Raw genomic sequence first — 23,072 nt, forward strand, 5'->3', positions numbered from 1 at the left:
ATCTGAGAACAATTCATCATGACCATCCTTCTCTTTGATCCAATAATGAACAGAACTAAATCGGCTGCCAGCAATATGTTTCCAGCCGAACTCTTCATATAGCTCGATGTATGTTTCTAACTTTTCCTTTGTCAAATGTCTTTGGAAGTCTAATTTAATGACCTGATTCGTATCCGTCGTTTTTTGGAATTGATAATAGCCTAGCGAACTTTTTTTAACCAGTTCATAGCCCTTTTTCAATTGCTCATTAAGCCAAGCTTCCTCTTTACGGATATCGACAAACAACTTAAATTTCTTCATTTATATTTCCCCCTTTGTAAACATCGATGATATGCTGCATTCTTTGCATATCCAGCTGTAAAATTTCTCTTCCTTTGTCCGTTAAAACATAGACTTTTCTTCGAGCATCCTCCGTTTCGACACGTTCAATCAGTTTATGCTTCATTAAGTTTTCAATCGCTCCGTATAAAGTTCCAGCAGCAATCCGTACGTCACCGTCACTCATTTCCTCGACCTTTTGCATAATGACATAGCCGTGTGCAGGCTCTTGCAATGCCAACATAATGTAACTCATTGTTTCGGTTAATGGCAATAATTTATGTCTATTCATCTCATTCCACCTCTCTATATCGTCAAACTGTATCATCAAACTATATCGTTCAACTGTATATTTTTATTCTATATAGTTCAACTATATATGTCAACTGTATAAGTGAAAAAGATCATGTTCTGCGTTTTAAGAGATAAGACAAGCTTTTTGTAAACGATCTCTCGTCGCTCTCCATTTGAAGCGGTACGCTCGAATCTTTCCATCCTCATACTGATAATAACCGTGTCTTTCGTGTCTATTCTTTTAGAAGTTTGTTCTTGAAGCAGCCTGTACCTACTAGAAATATACTTCTTTGAAATGTTATGTCCGATAACTCCTGTTACTGTGAAATAAAACAGTCCGCTTGTTTTATTTATATAAATTACACTTGATATTTTGACAGGGTAGCGTGGTTGGAAGTAGGTGATTCAGAAAAAGAAGAGGTTGGATGCGCTCTGCGCTCCAGCAGAAGAAAGGCAATCGTGCCTTTTTCCAATCTCTGATTTTTTCCTTCTTTTCTTACCTCCCACCACAAGAATTTGTCGATGTATCAAATCAGATGTATATAGATCAAAAGCTAGAGGGAAAGATTCGAGAAGTTACTTATAAGAAAAATGACGAAACCCACAAAGTTGTTTTTAACGGTGAAGATACAATGATAAAAATTTACAGTAAGATTCAACCTGGTTTTAGTTTTGAATTTGATGAGGAAAAAGCAAGACAAAATAGCATTGGAGCTGTGACGGGGCAATCAGGCGAGATAACAACTAATGCAGCACCACCAATGAGTGGTTATCGGTATGTTGGTACGTTATCTGGTAGTACAAAATCGACTAAAAATGCTACTGCGCTTGCAGTAACACTTTCGGGATTTATCCCAGGTGTTGGAATAACGGCTAGGGCGGTAATAGTCATGACAGGATATGGAATTAACGAAAGAATACCTACAGCTTATTATACGTATGATTTATATGAAAAAGGTTTTATGACTACAAATTAGTATCAATATTCAACAATACGTATGACTTTCTGAACACCTTCATCGAACATATAATTTAAAAATGTGAAAAATACTCACCTTTTATTAATGAATGAGGTGCAAACAAGATGTATGTTTATCAACCATGTAGGCTATATTTCCATGATTAACAAAAATAACCGCTCGAGTTCTATATTCTAAAGGATTTATATATAAAATTAACCAAAAACTTACGAATTATCATACTTTTTTTATAATATAATGAAATATATGGTAAAATATCATCAATAAATTTAAAGGAGGGAATGAATATTAGAAAGGCTATAGCTATTTTCTTGTTTGTTTCTATGTTATTAACTTTGGTCGCTTGCTCTTCAGAAAAACAAGTCATTACTTTTAAAGGCAAAAGTGAAAATTGGCAATCAACCTTGCAGTTTAGTCCTAGAGATTCTGGTAGAGGAATGTTAAAAGAATATACAATTAAATATATTGGTAATAACCCAGATAAAGATAAAAATATGAGTTATCAATTCATGAATAACGATGAGAAATCTTCAAGTGGTACAGAAATTGTAAGTGGGAATAATGAAACAAAGACGCAAGTGACATGTAGTAATTGTTCTATTGAATCTATTCAAAATGATAAATGGGAACTAATCATTCAATGGGACAATCAAACAGAAAACGTCAAAATGCCAATACAAAAGTAAAAAACGTGTAATTCTACTCCTATTGCAGGATTACACATTTTTTATCAATTAATTACCAAGGAATATATCCGGAACCCTTTGTAATTCCACCAGTCCAAGAATTTGTTCCAATTCCTCGTTTAAATTCTGCTCTGAAATATCCAGAGGTTCCGCTTACACCATCACTTGTATTGATATAATGGAACCTGCCATAATTTGATGCATAAATCTTATAGTCTTGTCCAAACACAGCATTTGCTTTTGCTTCTTCATATTTTCTATCAGGGGCTATTCTCCCGCCTCCGTAAGTGTTACCACCCTCAAATAGACCTAGCTTTAATGAAGCTATCCCTGTGATTTGATTATCTAGCTTTGTAAATTTAGTTTGGAAATAGTTTCCTTTAATCCAAATGGTAGTGCCATCCTTGTATACATAATAATAATAAGTCATATTGGCACTTACAGAACTACTGGAATTCTCATCGGGTTCAGTTGTGGAAGAAGGTGTACCATTAGGATCTGCCGTTATCCCTATATTTGAAACTGTATTAACAGCATATGTTTCAATAGTAGCACCATCTGGAGTTTGTACACTCTCTAATTTTTGTTCAAGTTGGTATACATCTAACAATTTTACTTCCTCATCGATATTGTCAGATGTGACAGATATGTTGTTTTCCCTAATCTCTTCTTTCGATAACTTTTTGGCTTTTTCCAAAATTTCTTTTTCGTCTTTAATTTCTGTTGCCTTAAAAAGGACTTTGTTCTCTTTGGAATTCAACATTTGTTCAATTTGTTGCTCTGTAGGTTGATTTGTTGGTTCCTGTGCGAAAGATACTTGTGGGAGCAGCAATACTGTTGTTGATAGACTTAGTGCTAATAATTTTTTCAAATATATCACTCCAGAATTAATATTAATTTTGCACCGGTACAATAAAATAACACCATATATTGTAAAAAATTAAAATATTGGTATTTCTATGAATCGTTATATTAATTAATTTACAATTAACCCATAGTATGTAAACAGGTAAACAAAATGAAGATAGGAATAACTTATAACCATGTATTATGATCACACTCACAAACAGCCAATGGGACAACCTTGGACAAGTAGTCCGCAACGTATAGATTTACCGAATAGTTAAGAATAATAATTGTTACATTTTCTACTTTATCCTTAAATGTAAAAAAGCCGTTCTGAAAAGAGCGGCCTTCTTACGCTTTAGATTTAAAGGTGGTTGTTTTTTATTCTTTATTCCAAATAAATATATAGTCAGGTTCCGACTCTTTTGCTAAAAGTTTATCTCCGTTTACCTGAAGATCCAATAAATCACTATGTCTGTTCTTTACTATCTCTTCGGATAATAAAATCCTTCCGTCCTTTACCGATAGTAACCGTATTTTTCGTTGACTTAATTCTCCATTCCGATTCAGATAAATAATCTCGACAGTACGACCTAGATAAGTAAACAAATTCGTCATACATTTTCCTCTTCATTATGCAAGATAGTAAGCGCCCATGGTTTGCTCGGATCACGTATAATAAAACCCTTTTTTCTCTACGGAAGGCTCCGTTAATACCGTACTCACTAGCATAAGAGCCGTCGATTTTCGAGGTGCGATACCCGGCAATCCAATCCATCCCAATTAAACCAAGATAAAGCACCATGATTGCGAAACGAGTCGATCCTTCACCATATAAAGACCGGAATAAAAGTGCCTCGCGCTGTACCGAACAACGGAAAAGCGATTGCGTTATTTCTCATATGCATTAGTCCTTTCTCTCTGTGAAAAAAATAAAAGGAGCCGCATATACGACTCCAAAGAAAAAGTCCTTAGGATTTCTCCTAAGGACCCAGCCTGTCGAGAAAATCTCGACAGGCTGAAGCACCAGATAGGTGCTTTAGTTATTTACAAACACTTTAAAGTTCTCATCATATTTTGTAGGTGTAAACTCTATCAGTTCATATTCAGCAATTTTATTGATAAAGAATGGATCTTCTTTAATAATTGTCTGTATCTCTTCTTCTGTATTGACATTCGCTAAAATAACTCCGCCAATTCTTGGCTTTCTTCTTCCTGAAAAAATAAATTTGGATTTCTCATAGTACTTGTTTAAGAATGTAACGTGTTCTTCCAAATAAGTTTCAACTTTTTCTAATGGTTCGATATATCTTAATACAACTAGAAACAATTTCTCCATCTCCTTAGTAAGAACAAATGTACATTTATTATACATCTATTTGAATTGATAAACCAAAAAGGACCGCTCCTTGGAACGATCCCTTTACTTATCTTCTGACCCCCCTAATCAAACCGTCATATGCAAGAATAAATTTGGAAATACTTATAATCTTAATAACTCAATGAGGGGAAACGTATATGCTCGGAAGTATTTTTTAGGTTTTGTATACCTTGGATTTTTGGTATCTGGCTTTATAACAAAGATAAAAAAACGGTTTTGCTTATTGCTCCTTTAGGTACCATGCTAGCTTATACCATTAACTTATTTGGATTTTATTTTGGGCTCTGGAACTTTAAGCCTGTGCTAAAAATTAAATTACTTTCGTCATTTCCTTTTGATGTTGGGTTATACCCTGTACTTTCCAGCTATTTAATTTATTTCATTCAAAAAGAAGACATAAGGCCGTATACAATCATTCTTATTTTTTCTTTAACTACTACACTTTTCGAATATGTAATGCTGGTATTTGATAAAGTATCATATGGTCAAAACTGGGATACTTTTTGGACATTTTGGTCCTATGTTCTACCCTATTTTGTGATTTATCGCTACTATACAGCATTAAAAAGACTTGGACTATATTAGTAAAGGCCACTTCGCTTCGCTTATCTTTCCCTGCGTCCAGCATAACACGCCCCTCTTTTTTATATCTCGCTAAAGGTATTTTCCGAACGCCATTCATAAGTACTGCACTGAATTGTACGCTTTTTGGTTACTAAAGTACGGAAAATGGATAACAACAAGCCGTTCCAGTTAGAACGACTTCATTTGTATTATGTATGCTATTATAGGAGCCCGACATCTTCCAAGAAATCTCGTGTAGTCACTTCAGACATAGTAAGCTCATCTTTCGTGTTAAACTGGACCAAAATGGGCTCTTTTTCAGAGGATGTAGGCATAAATACTATACTCCCTCTCATAAAATCCTTATTTTCTTTATAATTTGGGTCATCTTTTGAAATTTCATTTACTTTCTTGATTTTGTACTCATTAGCTTCTTCCCCATATAACCGCTTCAATAGATCTTGCGCCTTCTCCTCTTTTGTGTTTCCCTCAAGGTTGACTAAAGGTAGGCTGTCGAAGTAAAAATATAGAACTTTACCTGTTTCATCAAACGTTATGCTGAATTCTTTGCCGGTTGTCTTTCCTTCCACTATTTTTCCGCTCTCATTAAACCTAAGGGAATATTTTTTCGATCCTTCCTCCCCTTTTATAGTAGAGGAATACATAGTGGAGCCATAAAGCTTAAGGTTCTTTACTTCTGGTGAAAGGCTATAGACTTTATCCAAAGATGCTTGAACTTTGTCTGGTAATTCGGATTCAGAAATATTTTCTACTGCTTGAGTATATTCTGTTATCTTCTCTGTTTCTATATCAAATTCTAAGAAAAATGACTCTTTCTCATCACTTGCCAAGAACAAATGAATCACATTTTTCTTTTCATCATTTTCTATCTTTTCGACTTTACTACCCATGATTTTATATGCTTTTGCTTGTGGAAATTTATCACAGAATGACTCTAACGCTGATTTCATGCCTTCCTGGGCTAGAATTTCATCAACAGTCAAGTCTTTAGACCAATAATAACCTTCCCCTTGTTCAGTCATTCCCTCTTCTTGCTGGATTTGATTGCTTTCTTGTTCAGCCGCGAAGACTGGCGTTGTAGCCAATAAACTGATCGTTAAAAATGCAGTTGCTACCTTTTTCATGGTCTTATTCCCTCTCTTTTTATATTTAGCCTTACCCTATGGTAAAACCAGTTTAATCGGTTCTTGATGCTTATTCTCCCCTCTAAAAAGGATGCTACGTAACTTCTTCTTTTTTGCCTATTCATTAGCTATAACGTATAATTTCAGGATTTCTTTCTCGTTTTTTAAAATTTTTTATGAAATAATGTACAAAGCCTTGAATTTAATTTTTTATTTGCGTTTTTCTGGCTCGTTTGTAACGTTACGCAAAAGAAAAAGCCACTCCGGAGAGTGACCATTTTTTAATCAGACCGCCTTAAACCTTGGATGAAATGGTTGGATTTTTTTTGTATTGATAAGATAGCTGATCAATATGAGCGCCATAAAAATTGCCATCAGGGTCGCGGAAACCGAATCCCATGGCTTTCGGCTGTAAATCAGTTACCTCAACTCCATGTTGTTTTAGAAACGCATGAAAAGCTGGGAGATTTTCGACATAAAAATCGATAACATTATGCACAACGCCTGTATTTGTATTGGTAAATTCTAATCGTTTTTCGTCATTTGTTTGTACAAGAAATAAACGCGTTCCTTCTCCTGCAAGTGCAATGAATGCCGATTGTTCATCACGCCACATGACTTGAAACTGTAGAATCTTCGTATACCAAGAAAGAGCCTTGTCTAAATTTGATACAGGGACCTCGACACTGGTAATAAACGTAATCATATTTTTCGCATACCACCTTTACGAATATATGTTCCAATTATACTATATCAATTTCAAAAAAGGAAATTTTTTCCTACAAATTCAAAAGGACCGCTCCTCGGAACGACCCCTTCGCTTATCTTCTAACATTATCATCACCACTCACCTCCAGGGCAAAATAAAAAGCCACTCTAGAGAGTGACTCACTTTAAATCCCTATTTTCTCCCAAAATCACTTTCACTTTTTCTTCGTTCATTACCCTACTTATTTTCTTTTAATGCATTATATAAAAAAGATGCCATTTTTATAACGACATCTAATTAGACCTAGTTAATAACACTCATGCAGGAACATTATATAGACCGACGGGACTTTAATGTTTTTAATGAAGATGTGGGCGATCCTGCTCTTTGTTGGATTCTGATAAAAAAGGACGAACTTCATTTTCTTCCTCTTTTATTGGAGCCTCAAATGTTCGGAATAAAGATTTGGTTTCTTCAAAAAAACGATTCTGATTCTCGGGACTAACATATCCAAGCTGAATGCCTGTCGCTTTTGATAAAAAGGGATCTATCGTAGATAAATCAGATTTTGTAATGTCTATTAATGACGTTTTTCCAAGTGTAATGGCTACTAGTTCCATTTCTTGTACACAAGCATTCAAATATCTTGCTAAATTTTTAGCTGCTTGCTCAATATTTAGTTGATCCGTCATTTTACCTGTATAGACAACTAGGCTGGTTGGTGGCTCAAAAGGTACAGCCTTTACCATTTGTTCACTTACAAGAGCCATGATAGCAGCAGTACCAATATAGACACCATCAGCTCCTAGCGCAATCGCCTTTAGCATTTGCCCTGGTGTAACCAAGCCTCCTGTTGCCAGTAAGTTGATATCTCGAATGACACCTTTGCGTGCGAAAAACTCTGCTGCTCTTGTGATTGCAAATAACGTGGGCAATCCAACGTCATCTTGTAGAGTTGGTGCACCGCCATGCGTTCCCCCTTCTGCTCCATCAAGGGTAACAAAATCCACCTCTGCTTCTACTGCAATTTGTAATTCTTTTTCAAGATGGTGGGTTGCTGCAATTTTAAGCCCAATCGGTACGCCTGTTTCCTCTCTTAGTCGCTTAACTAACTGAATAAAATCTTCCTTTGTATTTACACCAGGAAGACGGGAATGAATCAAAGCATCTTCTCCTTCTCGCAAACCAAAAACCTCTCTAAAGTCTTCCCCGATATTTTTTGCTGTTGTGCGTTGCGGGGTCGAACCTTGTGCACCTTGACCCAGTTGAATTTCAATAGCATCGAGTCGTTTATATTTATCAGGTGTATTCATCCATCCACCGCGATTATATTGTCCAATAAGCAAACTAGCCGCATCTCTTTCTTCTTCCAAAAGTCCTGCTTCACCCGTATTAGTTGCAGTTCCAACAGCCGTTGCTGCTTTTGCCAAAGCAATTTTGGTACTTTTACTTAAAGCACCACCAAAAGACATAGCTGCTATCATTATAGGAATTGAAACCGTCATTGGTTTTTTCGCACGATGCCCTATTGTAATTGAAGTACGAATCCCTACATTTTCGGGAGTTGGAAAGCGAAAGAGATGAACAGGATTAAACAATATTTTTTCCCATGGAGACAGATGAATAGGACTTCCAAGGGGACGAGATACAGGAGTTCCTTGATTAGCCCTCATTGCGATTTCAAGTAAGTTTGTGACACCGACTTTATTAGTTGCAGGAACCATTTCAAATAAATTCTCGGTGTACTGGTCTCTTATTGCCCTTGTTATTGCCTTGTCCACAGTTTCATTAACAGCTGATCGGATAAAATTTTCAATGAGTCTCAGTAGCACGTCCTTCGTCCCCTCCAATTTCACCGCGATCAATTGCACTGTTTATTCCATCAATCTTTTGGGCTATTGCTAGGCACATATGTTTCATAGTTCCAAGTTGACGAGCGGCATTTTGTTCTTCGACTGCAATATCCACTAATTCTGTATGATCAAAATTTGTAAGCTTCTTATAGTGCTCCCGTTCGATTGTTGAAAGGGTTCCAGCCATTGTTTCTATTCGGTTGATTTCAGAATGAATGTAAGAAAGTGTGTTTTTTAGCTCTTGAATATTCTCCATTTCATTACACCTACCCATGTTTTGATTTTATTATCACCCACTTTTCGTGATTTATTCCCAGTGTCCTTTAACAGTCTAAACTTATAATAAAACCTATGTTTGTTCTTAACACGGTCAGTTATACTGTACTCTTTTTTATACCAACGAAAAAAGGACCGCTCCCCTAATCAAACCGTCATATGCAAGAATAAATTTGGAAATACTTATAATCTTGATAACTTAATGAGGGGAAACGTATATGCTCGGAAATATTTTTTTAGGTTTTGTAATACCTTGGATTTTTGGTATTTGGCTTTATAACAAAGATAAAAAGACGGTTTTACTTATTGCTCCTTTAGGTACTATGCTAGCTTATACCATTAACTTATTTGGATTTTATTTTGGGTTCTGGAACTTTAAGCCTGTGCTAAAAATTAAATTACTTTCATCATTTCCTTTTGATGTTGGGTTATACCCTGTACTTTCCAGCTATTTAATTTATTTCATTCAAAAAGAAGACATAAGGCCATATGCAAGCATTCTTATTTTTTCTTTAGCTACTACACTTTTCGAATATGTAATGCTGGTATTTGGCAAAGTATCATATGGTCAAAATTGGAATACTTTTTGGACATTTTGGTCCTATGTTCTGCCTTATTTCGTGATTTATCGCTACTATATAGCACTAAAAAGACTTGGACTATATTAGCAAAGGTCCCTTACTTTTTTTTCCCTGCGCCCAGCATAACACGCTCTAATCCTCTCCCGCAAAAGTCGTAACACGTGTAACATAAAAAGCCCGCCGCTATGCCGACAGGCCTTTCCTGACTTCATCTTCATACATATCCCACGCTAAATTGCGAATCATTGACCGACGAATCCTATCCACTGTCTGACGAGTCACATCAAGCTGCTGAGCGATTTCATACATCTTCAATCCCTAGTATTCCCTCGGCTACTGCTCGCTCTCTCTCGTCCTGTAACATAGCCACAGAAGCCTCTAGTTTCTTCACCTTGCGTTCATATCGTTTCATACGCTCCCATTTCCGTAGGAGCTTTTGCGCCTCTCTATATGTTACATCCGAATTTACACCTTGTGCCTTTGGTAACGATGCTTCAATGCCATACTGTGCTGTGCCAGCTCCCAATAAGCTCTCCCATACTTCTCTCGGATATTGCTTTTGATGCTTGTCCCAATCCTGTATATCATGAATCTCTTTTGCCATCCAGTGATAGTCGCGCAGGTCCTGTTCTACGCGCTGTATAGCTTCTAATGCAGGTTCTAATTCAACCAAGCAAGTTGCTCCTGGTACGCTTCCTCTTGTGCCACCTGATGCCCTTCCCATTGGGGGCAACTCTGTACTTTTCCGATATGCATGTCATGAATACGGCACATGGCTGACTTTCCCCACTATGAACCTGGACACTTAGCGCAAACTTCTTCCAAAAACACATGATTATTCATGACGACTCCCCCTGCTCATGGTAGAATATTGATAACCAGTAATATTGCTACCAAAGTAGAGACTCCCTCTCCGGACCACGAACCCAGAGAGGGTGTTTTTTTGTAACTTTTTGGTTAAAGCCTCGTATAGAGAAGTACATTATCCTCCTATGTCCTACCCCTATGGTTGACAAACTGTAGGGGTATTTTTTTATTTGCAACTTTTTCTATTTATGTCTCGTCGTGTATAGTGCACAAAACATTTCCTTAATCTTACCCCTACAGTTGCCATGTTGTAGGGGTATTTTTTGTTTAATTTTTTGAATGTAGGGAAAGATATTGTGTAGGTAATAGCATCATGATTCACTCCACAGATCTTGCCCCTTCGTTTGAAGGGGCTTATTTTTATCCTTTCAATGCCTTCCTTGTAATTTCAAGTACCTTGCTCTCTACAATGGTCAAATCTTCATTTGCCAAAGTACCGATCAACCATTTTTCAATTTGCTGTAACGTTTCCTTTTGCTTCTCATTCTCCTTCCGCAACCGTTCAGCCTCATTTAGCAGTTCTCCGTTTTCAAACTGCTTTTTCTCCATTCCCTCTACTAGCCTTCTGATTGTATATAGCATTTGCTCTTTCGTTCCGAAATTCTGTATATCATCTCTGGTACGAACAGCTTCCAAACGCTTCCGTATCTCTTTCAGTTCCTGTTCAGTCATTCTCCTCATCCTCCACTTTCGAAAATCCACCATCGATGTTTTCCCAAACTCATTGAGCCCATTCCTTTTCAACATACTCCTCTATTTCTTTTTCTGTCTTACCCATCAGTTCATCTTCGTCAAATTCCACGATCTCAGTTCTTTTGCAACCAACGTATCCTGTGCTGACTGAAAACTCGTATTTAGGCATTTGATTTGTCCTCCCAATTACCATAATTTATCCATTTCATCCGTTCATAGGCTTGTGCTATAGTCTTATTCGGCGCTCTCGTGGGGATAGGGCGTCCGTTTTTGTTATTGCATAAGTTTCTTTACTTTGGCCAGTCATTTAGACTGGCTCTTTTTTATGTCTTCCTATCAATTCCCTTATTTACCCATTTTCTAGAATGTAGTATATTGAAGATAGGCTTTTCTCACAAACCAACTCCCATTGCCGACCTATGTCGGCCTTTTTTATTGCGTAATACGGGTTGGATTGTGAAAAAATTGATTTATCTTACATTCTCCTTACATTTCCGTATGTTCTATTTCATCCGTTCATAGGCTTGTGTTATATTCCTTATGAGACTTGACGTTCCCCCCAAGTCCTGAGCATACTTCATAGCTTTTTTATTTGGCCAGTCATTTAGACCGGCTCTTTTTTTATGTCTTCCTATCACTTTCCTTATTTACCCATTTACCTAAATATGGTATATTGAAAGCGTGAAATTTTTCGCAACAACCATCTCCTACTGCCGGCCCTGTGTCGGCCTTTTTTATTGTCTTTATTTTTCACTATTGTCATATCGCAAAATATACTAATAATACATTAGTACTGAGGTATTTCATAATCACCTATAAACACTCAACCTGTACTTGTCATTTTTTTCATGAAGCGGAGTACCTCGTACTTGTTATACAATCATAAATGTGTAAAATTACACGAAAGGATTGTTAATATGGTTAATTGTAGTGTTATATTAGGCGAGATTTCCTATCAAGGGAAAACATATACCGCGATCAGAGAAATCCATCATGATGGTGTCTGGAAGCTTGTTTTCGTTAAAGATAATGAACGTATCCTGATGCTCATTCACTGAGAGTAAAGCAACCTCTCTTGTTAAATAGTTGCCCGCTAGGGAGACTTGGTGGGCAACCGATACTCTACTTCACAGCCCGTAATTACTCTCTTTCGTAATCCTCCAGGTCCATTTGATAATCTGCCTCTCGAACAGCTACCGCGAACTTCTCGATGCCCGTTTCCCACAGACCATGACGCTGAATAATTTCGCTGAATTCCTCTACATCATGTTCACGTATTTGCCAGCTGTCCGAAACGTTCGCTGGCTCATATTTGTCTTCCCATGCTTTCTTCTCTTCGTTCCATATCCGTTCACTTTTACGTTTGAAATGACATAACTCATGATCTACTAAGGCTTGCCGTTGGTCTGGAGTAAACACTCTCCAGGCATCTTTGTTAATAAAGACAAACCGTATATAATCAGTCACATGTCGTTCAAATGCTGTGCATTTCTTCGCCTTACCTACCTAATCACCGTTTCTATCCTAGAAATAATAGCCAATTACTCCCTTCGCATCCTTTAGAATTCTTTGCAGCTTGTCCACTAGCCCCGAAGGGCTGAATCAAGCTGTAGATTCAGATTTTTGTTTTTGTCTTTCAATCACCCAGAGAGCGTTTGCCCAAGCAGATTTCATCATTTGTACCTCAATAAGTGAATCGTTGTCCTGAAACCATTGAGCCCGCTCTGCTGGCGACATAAATGGGAGTGCCGAACGGATTTTGATTGTCGTATTACCCTCTTGCATGATGTAACAAGGACGGTTTTCCATCTGCTCATCCCCCTTTGCTCTATGTGTATGAGCACGAGGGAGTTGGACAACCTGCATACTTTCTCATCCCCTTTTCAACTGAGGTTGGTTTTGGTAATCAAAGTGTGTAAAAAAATTAGGCTACTAACTTAGGTCGCCACGCTTGAATGAAAAGCAGCAACCGGTTGAACTCTGAACGCCGCACATCTTCGTAACTAGAAACAGCAAAGCAATCTTTGATTGTCCTGTGGATTTCCGAAAACTGAACTGTAACCCGAATAATGGACACGTAAAAAAAGTCCGTTATTCGGGTTTTTTGTATGAGGAAATGATAGGGATACAGGTATAATCAACTCAATGAATACGGGTGAGGTAGAGAAACATGAGTAAAATCATCTTCAGTGCTTTCCAAATCAAACAAGTAGAGACAAATCCTAATGTGAGTAAGGTTTTTGAACATTCCATTACGTATCATCCGGATTTTAAGTTAAAAGCCGTCAAAGGATATCTGAAGAATAAAGAACCGATGCAGATTTTTCTTGAGAATGGAAGTGGTTACTATAGATGGCTGCGTACCGAGAAAACACGTTGTGACAGAGAAGAGGCTGACGAAAAAGATGACCAGTTAATCAAGGGATCTATGATGCTATATAAATTACACTTGATATTTTGACAGGGTAGCGTGGTTGGAAGTAGGTGATTCAGAAAAAAAAAGATAGGATGCGCCCTGCGCTCCAGCAAAAGAAAGGCAAACGTGTCTTTTTCCGACCGCTCCCGCCCACCGCCCTTCCTTCTTTTCTTACCTCTCACCACAAGAATTTGTCGATTTATCAAATCAGATGTATATAGGCTCTCCCCTAGTGAGAGAAGGCTATGCACAGGTTGCTATGTTCCCGCCGAACGTGAAGTATACAGATAGCTTTGTGAAGCTACAAAAGCAGGCTCATGAAGCAGGCAAAGGGTTCTGGGCTAATAAATAGAGATCAGGGCTCTTCTTTTTCACCACAAAACAAAACATACATTCTATTTATTGTATTAACAGAAAAACCGACATGTTTTTCTTGGCAATAATGATACAATCATCAGGAGGTGATTGCATGTACCGCCCTACCAACAAAGACGTATTTATCTATCTTCGTAAAAGCCGGAAAGACATTGAAGAAGAGAAAAAAGCTTTGGAGTATGGCAAGAATTACGACACGCTTTCTAAACACCGTAAAGAGCTGCTCGACCTTGTAAAGCGCGAACAGCACAATGTAATCGACATATTTGAAGAGGTTGTATCCGGTGAATTTCTTTCCGAACGTGATGTAGCACAGGAAATGCTTCGCCAGGTGGAAGACGGAGCTGTTGAGGGTGTAGTGGTAATGGACCTGGACCGTCTTGGCCGTGGTGATATGATCGATGCTGGTACAATATTCCGTTCGTTCAAATTCTCAGACACACTTATTATTACACCAAACGAGGTTATTGACTGTAATTCTGAAGGTGCAGAATTGCTTTTCGGAGTAAAATCAATTATCGCTCGTGAAGAGCTACGTCAAATTACTAAGCGTATGCAAGGTGGCCGTCGCCGTTCCGCGAAGGATGGCAAATCAATTACTCGTAAGCCGCCGTTTGGCTATACTCGGGATGAAAATTTAAAGTTATCCCCCCATCCTGAACAAGCACCGATCGTAAAAAAGATATTCGAGCTAGCTGCTGAAGGAAAAGGACGAAAAGCCGTTGTAAATGAATTGCACAAACTCGGTGTTGAACCGCCTGAAGGTAAAGTATGGGAAGAATCAAGCATCGGATATATCATCAAAAATGAAGTGTACCTGGGGCATATCATCTGGGGCAAACAAAAGTATAGCAAACGCAATGGAAAGAGAGTTACAAAAAAAGTCCCTCCTGAACTCTGGATTCGCCATGAAAATGCCCATGAAGCAATCGTTTCACAAGAACTTTTTGATAAAGCTAATCTTGCAGTAAGCAGACGTTATCGCGCTCCAGTACAAGAAGGATTAACGTTATCCAATCCGTTAGCCGGTATTTTACGATGTGCCTTATGCGAACGCAATTTACGCATTTCTCATACAGCAGATAGGCCAAACCCACAGTTAAGATGTATCAATCCTAACTGCCAACCATATCAAAAAGGCGTTCTGCTCCCTATCATTGAAAAGAGGATCATTGATTCTTTAGCTGCCCTAGTTGAACAGGTAAGTCTTCAACAAGATGAGCTTGCATCTTCTATTCAGCAAGAGGAATCTATGATCGAGCGTAAACAAAAACAAATTGCTAGATTAGAAAAAGAGATTGAAGAATTGCATGGGATGAGAGAAACAGCATTTGAAATGCTAGAGAAGAAGGTATATACCGAGGAAATATTCCTGCAACGCCATCAATCGATTGGACAGAAGCTTAAAGAAACAGAGGCAAACATTGAACAGCTAAAAAAAGAAATAGAGCTGGAAGAGGCCCAACTCACTCATAAAGAGAATATAATTCCGCAAATCCGCAAAGTGATTGATACCTATTGGGAACTTGAAAGTCCTATTGAGAAAAACCACTTACTCAAATCCATCTTAGAAAAAGTATACTATACTCGAAAGAAGGAATGGACCAAAAAAGACCAGTTCGAACTCGAGATTGTACCGAGGCTTCCGATTTAGAAAGTCTTTTGTATACATCATCAATAGGTATACTGATTCACTTCCGTGTATCCGAACATGTTACTTCTATTCATTAATTCCTGTACCAGCTTAACGCATCGGTCATTATCCGAGGTCAGGTTATCGCCGTCCGAGATATGGAATGGGTAAATATTGTATAGCGAAGGCGGATAGCGCTGGTCAATAATCTCAAGCGCTTTGCGGTAAGCGGACGAACAAATCGTACCACCACTCTCTCCTTTAGAGAAAAACGCCTCTTCTGTTACTTCCTTCGCTTCCGTATGGTGGGCAATAAATGCAATGTTCACTTTCTCATATCTCGTACGCAGAAAGCGGACCATCCAAAAAAAGAAGCTGCGTGCCACATACTTCTCCAATGCTCCCATCGAGCCGGACGTATCCATCATTGCGATGATAACCGCATTGGAATGAGGCTGGACGATTTCTTCCCACGTTTTGAACCGTAAGTCTTCATTCGTAATGTTCTTAATTCCTTTATGTCCTTCCAGTCCATTACGGCGCAATGATTCAAGAATCGTTCGCTTTTTGTCAATATTGCCCATCAGCCCTTTTTTACGGATATCATTAAATCGGATATCCGTTACAATCACCTCATCCTGCTGCTTCTGTTCCAGATTAGGTAACTCCATTTCGGCAAACAGCATCTCTTCAAGCTCTTCGACTGATATTTCCGCTTCATAATAATCTTCGCCTGCCTGGTCGCCTGCACCCTGGCCTTTACCCGGTCCTTGGCCAGGCTCTCCTTCCCTAGCGATAACATCCCCTACTTTAGACTCACCGTTCCCCTGACCAACGTGTTTGCTTTTATTGTAGTTATATCGAATACGATATTCATCAAGAGAACGGATCGGGATTTTCACTACATCCCGTCCGTTCGACATAATGATATTCTCCTCGCTGACAAGGTCGGGAAGGTTCTTTCGAATCGCATCACGAACCTTCTCTTGATGACGTTGTTGATCCTGGTGGCCCTTGCGGTGCAATGACCAATCTTCCCGCGAGATAATAAACGGCGGTTCATGTTTCATGCGGCTTCCCCCTTTTGTACCGCCTACCGGTTCAAGAGGCTGCCCACATAACGCAGCAATTCGTTTGCGCAAATCGGGCAATACCCGTGTTCATCGATAAGGCGCGCGGTGACTTCATTGACCTTTTTAAGCTGGGTTTCGTCTGGTGTTTTGCTTGATGTCGTAATTTTCACCACATCTTTCAAGTCAGCGAACAATTTCTTCTCAATGGCTTCACGCAGACGTTCGTGACTATTGTAGTCGAATCGCTTGCCTTTGCGTGCATAAGCCGAAATCCGAATGAGTATTTCTTCGCGGAACGCTTTCTTCGCATTTTCCGAGATGCCAATCTGTTCCTCGATTGACCGCATGAGCTTTTCGTCTGCATCCATCTCTTCGCCAGTAATGGGATCTCGCACCTTCGTTTTGTTGCAGTACGATTCGACATTATCGAGGTAGTTATCCATAAGGGTTTTTGCAGATTCTTCATAAGAGTAGACGAAAGCTTTTTGGACTTCTTTCTTGGCTAACTCGTCGTATTCTTTGCGGGCGACATTAATGAAAGTAAGGTACCGTTCCTTATCTTCTTTTGTAATGGTAGGAGATTGATCCAATCCGTCCTTGAGTGCGCGCAGGATATCGAGTGCGTTAATGCATTCAGTATCACGGCGGATAAGCGCGCTGGAAATACGGTTAATGACATAACGCGGATCGATGCCGGCCATTCCTTCATCGGCAAACTCGTTCTGCAACTCCTTAATATCCGATTCTTTAAAGCCTTCCACAGCATCTCCATTATAAAGGCGCAGTTTCTTTAGCAAATCAACCCCCTGCTTCTTCGACTCTTTCAGACGGGTGAGAGTCGAAAAAATCGCGGCAGCTCGCAGTGAATGCGGCGCGATATGCACATGACCGAGATCGCTTTGCTTAATCAGCTTCGAATAAATTTTCTCTTCATCCGATACGCGCAAATTATACGGGATACGCATGACGATCATCCTTGATTGGAGTGCTTCATTCTTCTTGTTGCTGATAAATGTTTTATACTCGGATTCATTCGTATGGGCAACGATAAGTTCATCCGCTGAAATTAAAGCAAACCGCCCCGCCTTAAAGTTGCCTTCCTGTGTAAGGGAGAGTAGGTTCCAGAGGAATTTTTCATCGCATTTCAACATCTCCTGGAATTCCATCAACCCGCGGTTCGCCTTGTTTAACTCACCATCAAATCGGTACGCACGCGGATCGGATTCCGAACCGTACTGTGTAATCGTAGAGAAGTCGATGCTGCCGGTAAGGTCAGCAATGTCCTGCGATTTTGGATCGGAAGGGCTGAATGTACCGATCCCGCGCCGCTTCGCTTCTGAGAAAACAATACGTTCTACGGGCATATCTTCGATCCGCCCGCCATATTCTGTGTCGAGACGCATCTGATTGTAGGGGGATAGATTTCCCTCGATAATAATGCCTAGCTCTTTTTCAATGTCAGAACGTAATTCGTTAGGGATGAGATGCAGTGGATCTTCATGCATGGGGCATCCCTTAATGGCATAAACGGCACCTTCATCGGTGCGCGTGAACTGCTCGAGGCCTCGTTTTAGCATTGTAACGATAGTCGATTTCCCACCGCTGACAGGCCCCATTAGCAACAGGATACGCTTACGGACATCAAGTCGCATGGCTGAGGAATGAAAATACTCTTCTACCAGCTTCTCAATTGCCCGATCCAAACCATAGATTTCGCGGCTGAAAAATTTATAACTTTTGCTTCCATCCTCATTATGTTCAATCCCGGCATGTTTGATCATATTGTACACCCGGGAGTGTGCGGTCTGGGCAACGTGCGGATTTTTTCTTACAATCTCAAGGTACTCGGCGAATGTCCCTTCCCAAACTAGCTGCTCTTCACGTGCACGGTATTCCGCAATCCGCTTCAGGATATCCATCGGGCACTCCTCTCCTTTTCTTCGTTCAGAATGGTAAGTCAGGGATGTGTTTTTACTATCCTATTCCGCACATGCAGATGACATGCTAATTATATGGATTACATTTGATCGCTCGATATTCACACAGCAAATAAAAAATAAGGATGGAAACACGTCCATATACGCATTTCCATCCTTATTCTTTATTTCTGATATGTAGCTCCATGCATAACTTCATAGATTTCCAACTGTGAACCGGTGGCTGGATTGTTGTCCGAAGAGTGTGCGTGCGCCTTACGGAAGTTATCGCTTTCAGTCCAGGCTTTGAACGATTCTTCGCTGTCCCATTTCGTATATACGACCTGCTTGTCCCCTTCTTTTGCGCTTAAGAATTGGAATTCCAGACAGCCTGGAACATTGCTCATACGCTCTGCACTCTTGGCAAACATCTCTCCCATGCGTCCTTTCATCGCAGCGGGAACCTGCAATACATTCATTACAACGTACATGGTATATCCACCTCCATAAAGTATCGTTCCTTATTAATGATAGCAAAACCGTCTGAACTTTTCCAATCACAAGCGTGCAAACTTTGTCAAGATTACAGTGTTCCTCTACGTTCCAATGGTAAAATTTATGGGGTATAATAAAGTAAATCACATACTTTGGAGAGGAGTCATGAAAATGGTAATTATCCTGTCAATAACTGTCCTGATAATCGGTGCCATCTTCACCGCCGGCTACAATGAAGACAAGACATGGGGATTATAAGTTACTCTTACTATGTAAAGCGCTGCCAAAATGCAGCGTTCTTTTTTATATCCACTATTTTCTAAAAGTCGTTTGCCTGCTCTTCTTCAACGATTGCTTGCAAATCAAGAGCAGAGATCGTTGTGAAAAAGTAGTCCTCTGCCTCGCTTCTTCGCTTCGCCTCAGCAACAATATAGCGCGGAGAGCCTTCTTTCTCTTCATCATATACCACGAGCATTCCGTCCGTATTATCCAGCAGGAATGCGTTTTTTGCTTTGAACTGCCATGGCCCTTCGTATGGCTTTTTCGTCACACTAGTGACGAAATCAGCTCGTGCTACAATTCCTCTGTAATACTCTTGTTTTTCTTCCTGCCAATTCTTCTCCTGATCAAGAAAAGGCGTTATGATCGCAAGCTTCAACTGTGGGTATTCGTGTTTCAATTCGAAAATGACGTCTGCAGCCCACAATTCAACTCCCAGTTGACCGCTTATAATCACCCACTCGCATGCCGCTCCTTCTTCTATAAAAGCGATGAGACGTTTCTTTATCGCTTTTTTGATATAGCCAATTCCGAGATGCTTATTATCGAAAATGCCAAGTTCATGTGGTTTGTAGCCTGTAATTAGTAATCGTCTAAGCAAACAGGTTTCCTCCTCAAAAACGAAAGGGACAAAGAGTCCTTATGCTCTTTGTCCCTTTTTAATTAATTAGAATACTGGAATAACGGCGCCTTTGTATTTCTCATCGATGAATTTCTTCACATCTTCAGATTTCAGCACCTGGATTAGTTTTTTGATTTCTTCACGGTTTTCGTCGCCTTCTTTAACGGCTAAGATGTTTGCGAATGTCTTAGCAGCTTCAGAATCTTTCTTCTCCATTGCAAGTGCTTGGTCGAACGTCAGTCCGCCTTCCATCGCATAGTTTCCATTAATAACCGCATAGTCTACTTCATTCACTGCACGCGGCAGCATGGATGCCTGCATCTCTTGAATTTTGATGTTGTGCGGATTTTCCACAATGTCCTGCTTCGTTAAGCTATTCAGTTCTTTGCCTGGTGTTAGCTTAATCCAGCCTTTAGTCTCAATCAACTTTAATGCACGTGCGCCATTCGATACATCATCCGGAATCGCGATTACCGCGCCGTTCTTCGGCTCAGCCGCTTTTTCCTTGCCCGGATACAGTCCCATCGGCTCTAAATGAATACCATCTAACGCTTTAATATGTGTATTATGCTTTTTGTTGAATTCATCAAGATACGGAGTCGTTTGGAAATAGTTTGCATCAAGTTGTTTCTCTTCGAGTGCTGTATTTGGAAGGACATAATCGTCGAAGACTCTGATTTCCATATCCACTCCCTGCTCTTTTAGCTTGCCTTTCACATGCTCAAGAATTTCTGCGTGCGGTACGGCGCTTGCGCCTACGGTAATTTTTTTCTCATTGCCGCCACCGCTCCCGCCGCCGCATGCTGCGAGTACGCCGACAGTGAGCAGTAAAATAGCGGATACGATCCATTTTTTCATCGTCTATTACCCCTCTTTATCCCATATCGGTTTATTTTTAGTTGTTGTACGTATAATGGTTCTGTCCAGCTACGCCACGCGTACGGGCCCGGTACGCGAAACGCAAAAAACCTCTCCGGCAGACCAGAGAGGGGATTGATTTCACATTCAATACACACTCTTATCTGCCAGGATATAAGAACTCCTGCTGGAATTGGCACAGCATTTTCCCCTAAGGAAAAATCCGCTGCCGGGCTTCATCGGGCCAGTCCCTCCACCTCTCTCGATAAGCGAGATCATTATTCAGTTGAACTGAAGACTATATTACGCATCTTTCACACAATTGTCAATTACTTTTTTTATAGCATATTTTGTATATGCTATGTTTTTACGCTTCTTTCGCTACGAAAAAATACCACGCCGGGCTACGAGCTGCTCATATAGCTCTTTTAAGGTACCGTGCCCATCTACACGATGCTGCGGTACGCCGCGGTCGATTTTATAATCCTCGACCAGGAATGTTTTTAATCCGACTTCGGAAGCTATCATATCCTGCTGCATATCGTTGCCGATCATAATAGCATCTTCCGGTTTGATATCAATCTGCTCGCAAATCTCAATGAAGTATTTCGGATTGGGCTTGCAGTAGCGTGACGTCTCAAAAATCGTAACGTGCTCAAAATCATTTTCTGACAGTCCCGCCCATTTCATTCGCTCCTGAATAGCAATACCCGGAAACACCGGGTTAGTGGCTACAACAAGCCTATAGCCTTGTTTCTTCGCCTCTTCTACCACTTTCAAGGCGTAAGGGTGCGGTTCAATATCTTCTTTCAAAAGTGGAAACTCTTCTACGTAGAATACATCGAACAGCGGCCAGATCGCTTCCTGTTCCAATCCGCATGCCGCTAGAAAGTGCTCGCGGAAAATTTCTTCATTCGTGCGGTCTGCACCGTCATCTTTCATCATTTGTTTCGTTGCCTGCCATACGGATTTGACAAGTAACTCAGGATCAACAATGTGTGCCGTATATTCACCCAATCGCTTCATGTAACGGTGTAAAAACGCCTCCGTATCCAATGTCAGAAGCGTTCCGTCCAAATCAAAAAATATCGCTTTTTCTGCCACGCCCGGCACCTCCTATTGCTTTCATACTTATTTTATTGCTCAGCAATACACCCTTTCAATCATGTACTACTTCATTCCGGGATACCCAACCTGCCTGAGTGCCTCATAAAGAATAACTGCGGCAGTATTAGATAGATTCAACGAGCGCGTCGCATCCCCCATCGGAATCCGGATGACTTGTCCAGGGTACTGCATCAGAATTTCCTGGGGAATTCCGGTCGTTTCCTTGCCGAAAACAAAAAAATCACCATCCCTGTATTGTGCGTCGGAATGGTACGTATCGCCATTTGTCTCAATAAAGAAAAAACGACCGTCTGGATGCTTTGCCGCAAAATCGTCAAACGATGAATAATATGTAATATCGACCGCATGCCAATAGTCAAGTCCCGCTCGTTTTAAATACTTGTCATCCGTTGAAAAGCCTAGCGGCTCGATTAGATGAAGCCGCGTGCCGGTCGCTGCACACGTACGAGCTACATTGCCTGTATTAGCCGGAATGAGCGGTTCATGGAGCACTATATTAAACGCCATCCATTTGTTCACCTCACTTTCTATCATAGCACAAAAACAAACAACAACATACATGAACGAACATTCATACTTCTAACAAAAACACGTCAAGATATCAAAAAGAGCCGCGAAATTTTCTCGCGGCTCTTCCTTCCTAGCTATCAGGTTATTGTGTTTTAGATTTTATGACAATCGTGCCCGCCATTTTATCATGCCAGCTCTGCTTGCGTTCATCAAATCCCGCCCAAATGTATCCAATCAGCAATACAATGCTAGAAATGATTTTCCCTATCGTTTCGCGTAAAATAACGGTTCCCCATCCGGCCGTGCCGCCATCTGTACGCACAACCTTGACACCGATAATCATCTTGCCAAGCGTCTGTCCCCATACACCGGTTAACACAATATAATAGATCATCCCTAGTATGTTTTGTACAAACCACTCAGTCGAGAATGCTTCCTTTGATGAAAGCCCCAAAATATACAGGACAGCTATAAGTAAAATTCCGTCAATAAATGCCGCCACGAAACGAATCCAGAAACCGGCATACCTTGTATTCTCCAATTCCATTTCTTCTCCTCCTTTCATACAATTGCC

General features: G+C 40.0%; 30 protein-coding genes, 1 pseudogene and 1 riboswitch. Of the genes and pseudogenes, 6 read left to right on the top strand and 25 right to left on the bottom strand.

The window, feature by feature from the left end; genetic code table 11:
- The 3 genes from AF333_RS01360 to AF333_RS34455 all read right to left on the bottom strand — a co-directional run.
- Positions 1–300, bottom strand: a 300-nt coding sequence (locus AF333_RS01360) for a DUF2812 domain-containing protein (RefSeq protein ID WP_152968224.1), incomplete at its 3' end; no start/stop codon positions are given.
- Positions 287–610, bottom strand: coding sequence for a PadR family transcriptional regulator (locus AF333_RS01365; RefSeq protein ID WP_043070825.1), 324 nt, complete (start codon positions 608–610; stop codon positions 287–289). The genes AF333_RS01360 and AF333_RS01365, both read right to left, overlap by 14 nt.
- Positions 611–971: 361 nt before the next feature.
- Positions 972–1,124, bottom strand: a complete 153-nt coding sequence (locus tag AF333_RS34455; RefSeq protein WP_235495919.1) for a hypothetical protein — start codon at positions 1,122–1,124, stop codon at positions 972–974.
- 24 nt (positions 1,125–1,148) lie between these two features.
- On the opposite strand from AF333_RS34455, the gene AF333_RS01370 reads away from it, so the two are divergent.
- A complete protein-coding gene (locus AF333_RS01370; RefSeq protein ID WP_235495921.1) occupies positions 1,149–1,589 on the top strand; it encodes a hypothetical protein in 441 nt (146 codons plus the stop codon).
- 284 nt (positions 1,590–1,873) lie between these two features.
- On the top strand, positions 1,874–2,278 hold the full coding sequence (locus AF333_RS01375) for a hypothetical protein (protein ID WP_043066330.1): 405 nt from the start codon (positions 1,874–1,876) through the stop codon (positions 2,276–2,278).
- Positions 2,279–2,330: 52 nt separating this feature from the next.
- Here AF333_RS01375 and AF333_RS01380 read toward each other — a convergent pair whose 3' ends face one another.
- The 3 genes from AF333_RS01380 to AF333_RS01390 form a co-directional block, all read right to left on the bottom strand.
- The gene (locus AF333_RS01380; protein ID WP_043066329.1) at positions 2,331–3,149 is read right to left on the bottom strand and encodes a hypothetical protein; all 819 of its coding nucleotides are present in this window, start codon (positions 3,147–3,149) and stop codon (positions 2,331–2,333) included.
- 356 nt (positions 3,150–3,505) lie between these two features.
- A complete protein-coding gene (locus AF333_RS01385; RefSeq protein WP_043066328.1) occupies positions 3,506–3,742 on the bottom strand; it encodes a hypothetical protein in 237 nt (78 codons plus the stop codon).
- Between the two features lie 421 nt (positions 3,743–4,163).
- On the bottom strand, positions 4,164–4,463 hold the full coding sequence (locus tag AF333_RS01390) for a YciI family protein (RefSeq protein ID WP_307723449.1): 300 nt from the start codon (positions 4,461–4,463) through the stop codon (positions 4,164–4,166).
- A gap of 258 nt (positions 4,464–4,721) precedes the next feature.
- Here AF333_RS01390 and AF333_RS37280 point away from each other — a divergent pair, with 258 nt between their 5' ends.
- A complete protein-coding gene (locus tag AF333_RS37280; protein ID WP_407638628.1) occupies positions 4,722–5,090 on the top strand; it encodes a CBO0543 family protein in 369 nt (122 codons plus the stop codon).
- 200 nt (positions 5,091–5,290) lie between these two features.
- On the opposite strand, the gene AF333_RS01400 is transcribed toward AF333_RS37280, so the two are convergent.
- The 4 genes from AF333_RS01400 to AF333_RS01415 form a co-directional block, all read right to left on the bottom strand.
- Positions 5,291–6,214: a hypothetical protein gene (locus AF333_RS01400; protein ID WP_043066325.1), complete on the bottom strand. Its 924-nt coding sequence runs from the start codon at positions 6,212–6,214 to the stop codon at positions 5,291–5,293.
- A 295-nt stretch (positions 6,215–6,509) separates the two neighbouring features.
- On the bottom strand, positions 6,510–6,920 hold the full coding sequence (locus tag AF333_RS01405; RefSeq protein ID WP_052812101.1) for a VOC family protein: 411 nt from the start codon (positions 6,918–6,920) through the stop codon (positions 6,510–6,512).
- A 362-nt stretch (positions 6,921–7,282) separates the two neighbouring features.
- On the bottom strand, positions 7,283–8,755 hold the full coding sequence (locus AF333_RS01410; RefSeq protein ID WP_080787746.1) for an FMN-binding glutamate synthase family protein: 1,473 nt from the start codon (positions 8,753–8,755) through the stop codon (positions 7,283–7,285).
- Positions 8,736–9,032 carry a hypothetical protein gene (locus tag AF333_RS01415; protein WP_043066324.1) on the bottom strand — a complete coding sequence of 99 codons (297 nt, stop codon included), beginning with the start codon at positions 9,030–9,032 and terminating at the stop codon, positions 8,736–8,738. The genes AF333_RS01410 and AF333_RS01415 overlap by 20 nt, the downstream gene beginning before the upstream one ends.
- A 238-nt stretch (positions 9,033–9,270) precedes the next feature.
- Here AF333_RS01415 and AF333_RS01420 point away from each other — a divergent pair, with 238 nt between their 5' ends.
- The gene (locus tag AF333_RS01420; protein WP_043066323.1) at positions 9,271–9,720 is read left to right on the top strand and encodes a CBO0543 family protein; all 450 of its coding nucleotides are present in this window, start codon (positions 9,271–9,273) and stop codon (positions 9,718–9,720) included.
- Between the two features lie 214 nt (positions 9,721–9,934).
- Here the strand turns inward: AF333_RS01420 and AF333_RS01425 are convergent, their stop codons facing one another.
- The 7 genes and pseudogenes from AF333_RS01425 to AF333_RS34460 form a co-directional block, all read right to left on the bottom strand.
- Positions 9,935–10,357, bottom strand: a complete 423-nt coding sequence (locus AF333_RS01425; RefSeq protein ID WP_235495924.1) for a hypothetical protein — start codon at positions 10,355–10,357, stop codon at positions 9,935–9,937.
- A gap of 503 nt (positions 10,358–10,860) precedes the next feature.
- Complete coding sequence (locus tag AF333_RS01430; protein ID WP_043066321.1) at positions 10,861–11,172, bottom strand: hypothetical protein; 312 nt, start codon at positions 11,170–11,172, stop codon at positions 10,861–10,863.
- A gap of 49 nt (positions 11,173–11,221) precedes the next feature.
- Positions 11,222–11,362: a DUF7167 family protein gene (locus AF333_RS33345; protein ID WP_158502425.1), complete on the bottom strand. Its 141-nt coding sequence runs from the start codon at positions 11,360–11,362 to the stop codon at positions 11,222–11,224.
- Positions 11,363–12,333: 971 nt separating this feature from the next.
- Positions 12,334–12,684, bottom strand: a pseudogene (locus AF333_RS01435) (putative metallopeptidase); the annotation flags it as partial.
- Positions 12,685–12,795: 111 nt separating this feature from the next.
- The gene (locus AF333_RS01440) at positions 12,796–13,059 is read right to left on the bottom strand and encodes a hypothetical protein (protein ID WP_043066320.1); all 264 of its coding nucleotides are present in this window, start codon (positions 13,057–13,059) and stop codon (positions 12,796–12,798) included.
- 58 nt (positions 13,060–13,117) lie between these two features.
- A complete protein-coding gene (locus tag AF333_RS37285; protein WP_158502423.1) occupies positions 13,118–13,270 on the bottom strand; it encodes an ORF6C domain-containing protein in 153 nt (50 codons plus the stop codon).
- Positions 13,271–13,539: 269 nt separating this feature from the next.
- Entirely contained in the window at positions 13,540–13,815 is a 276-nt protein-coding gene (locus tag AF333_RS34460) for a hypothetical protein (protein ID WP_235495926.1), read from the bottom strand.
- A 26-nt stretch (positions 13,816–13,841) separates the two neighbouring features.
- Here AF333_RS34460 and AF333_RS31425 point away from each other — a divergent pair, with 26 nt between their 5' ends.
- Positions 13,842–13,961, top strand: a complete 120-nt coding sequence (locus tag AF333_RS31425; RefSeq protein WP_158502421.1) for a thermonuclease family protein — start codon at positions 13,842–13,844, stop codon at positions 13,959–13,961.
- 117 nt (positions 13,962–14,078) lie between these two features.
- Positions 14,079–15,638: a recombinase family protein gene (locus AF333_RS01450; protein ID WP_043066319.1), complete on the top strand. Its 1,560-nt coding sequence runs from the start codon at positions 14,079–14,081 to the stop codon at positions 15,636–15,638.
- Between the two features lie 20 nt (positions 15,639–15,658).
- Here AF333_RS01450 and yhbH read toward each other — a convergent pair whose 3' ends face one another.
- From yhbH to AF333_RS01490, 8 genes are all read right to left on the bottom strand, one after another.
- Positions 15,659–16,687 (bottom strand): sporulation protein YhbH, encoded by a 1,029-nt coding sequence (gene yhbH, locus AF333_RS01455; RefSeq protein WP_080787743.1) that lies wholly within the window; start codon positions 16,685–16,687, stop codon positions 15,659–15,661.
- Positions 16,688–16,710: 23 nt separating this feature from the next.
- Positions 16,711–18,609 (bottom strand): PrkA family serine protein kinase, encoded by a 1,899-nt coding sequence (locus tag AF333_RS01460; RefSeq protein ID WP_043066318.1) that lies wholly within the window; start codon positions 18,607–18,609, stop codon positions 16,711–16,713.
- Positions 18,610–18,791: 182 nt separating this feature from the next.
- Complete coding sequence (locus AF333_RS01465) at positions 18,792–19,097, bottom strand: antibiotic biosynthesis monooxygenase family protein (protein ID WP_043066317.1); 306 nt, start codon at positions 19,095–19,097, stop codon at positions 18,792–18,794.
- 323 nt (positions 19,098–19,420) lie between these two features.
- Positions 19,421–19,981 (bottom strand): DUF1273 domain-containing protein, encoded by a 561-nt coding sequence (locus AF333_RS01470; protein WP_043066316.1) that lies wholly within the window; start codon positions 19,979–19,981, stop codon positions 19,421–19,423.
- A 66-nt stretch (positions 19,982–20,047) separates the two neighbouring features.
- Positions 20,048–20,860, bottom strand: a complete 813-nt coding sequence (locus AF333_RS01475) for a MetQ/NlpA family ABC transporter substrate-binding protein (protein WP_043066315.1) — start codon at positions 20,858–20,860, stop codon at positions 20,048–20,050.
- Positions 20,861–21,017: 157 nt separating this feature from the next.
- Positions 21,018–21,132: riboswitch (SAM riboswitch) on the bottom strand.
- A gap of 109 nt (positions 21,133–21,241) precedes the next feature.
- Positions 21,242–21,964, bottom strand: coding sequence for an HAD family hydrolase (locus AF333_RS01480; RefSeq protein ID WP_043066314.1), 723 nt, complete (start codon positions 21,962–21,964; stop codon positions 21,242–21,244).
- Positions 21,965–22,030: 66 nt separating this feature from the next.
- Positions 22,031–22,495, bottom strand: coding sequence for a tRNA (uridine(34)/cytosine(34)/5-carboxymethylaminomethyluridine(34)-2'-O)-methyltransferase TrmL (gene trmL, locus AF333_RS01485; protein ID WP_043066313.1), 465 nt, complete (start codon positions 22,493–22,495; stop codon positions 22,031–22,033).
- A 145-nt stretch (positions 22,496–22,640) separates the two neighbouring features.
- A complete protein-coding gene (locus AF333_RS01490; RefSeq protein WP_052520796.1) occupies positions 22,641–23,045 on the bottom strand; it encodes an RDD family protein in 405 nt (134 codons plus the stop codon).
- Positions 23,046–23,072 lie beyond the last annotated feature (27 nt).

The sequence above is a fragment of the Aneurinibacillus migulanus genome, assembly GCF_001274715.1.
GTDB lineage: Bacteria > Bacillota > Bacilli > Aneurinibacillales > Aneurinibacillaceae > Aneurinibacillus > Aneurinibacillus migulanus.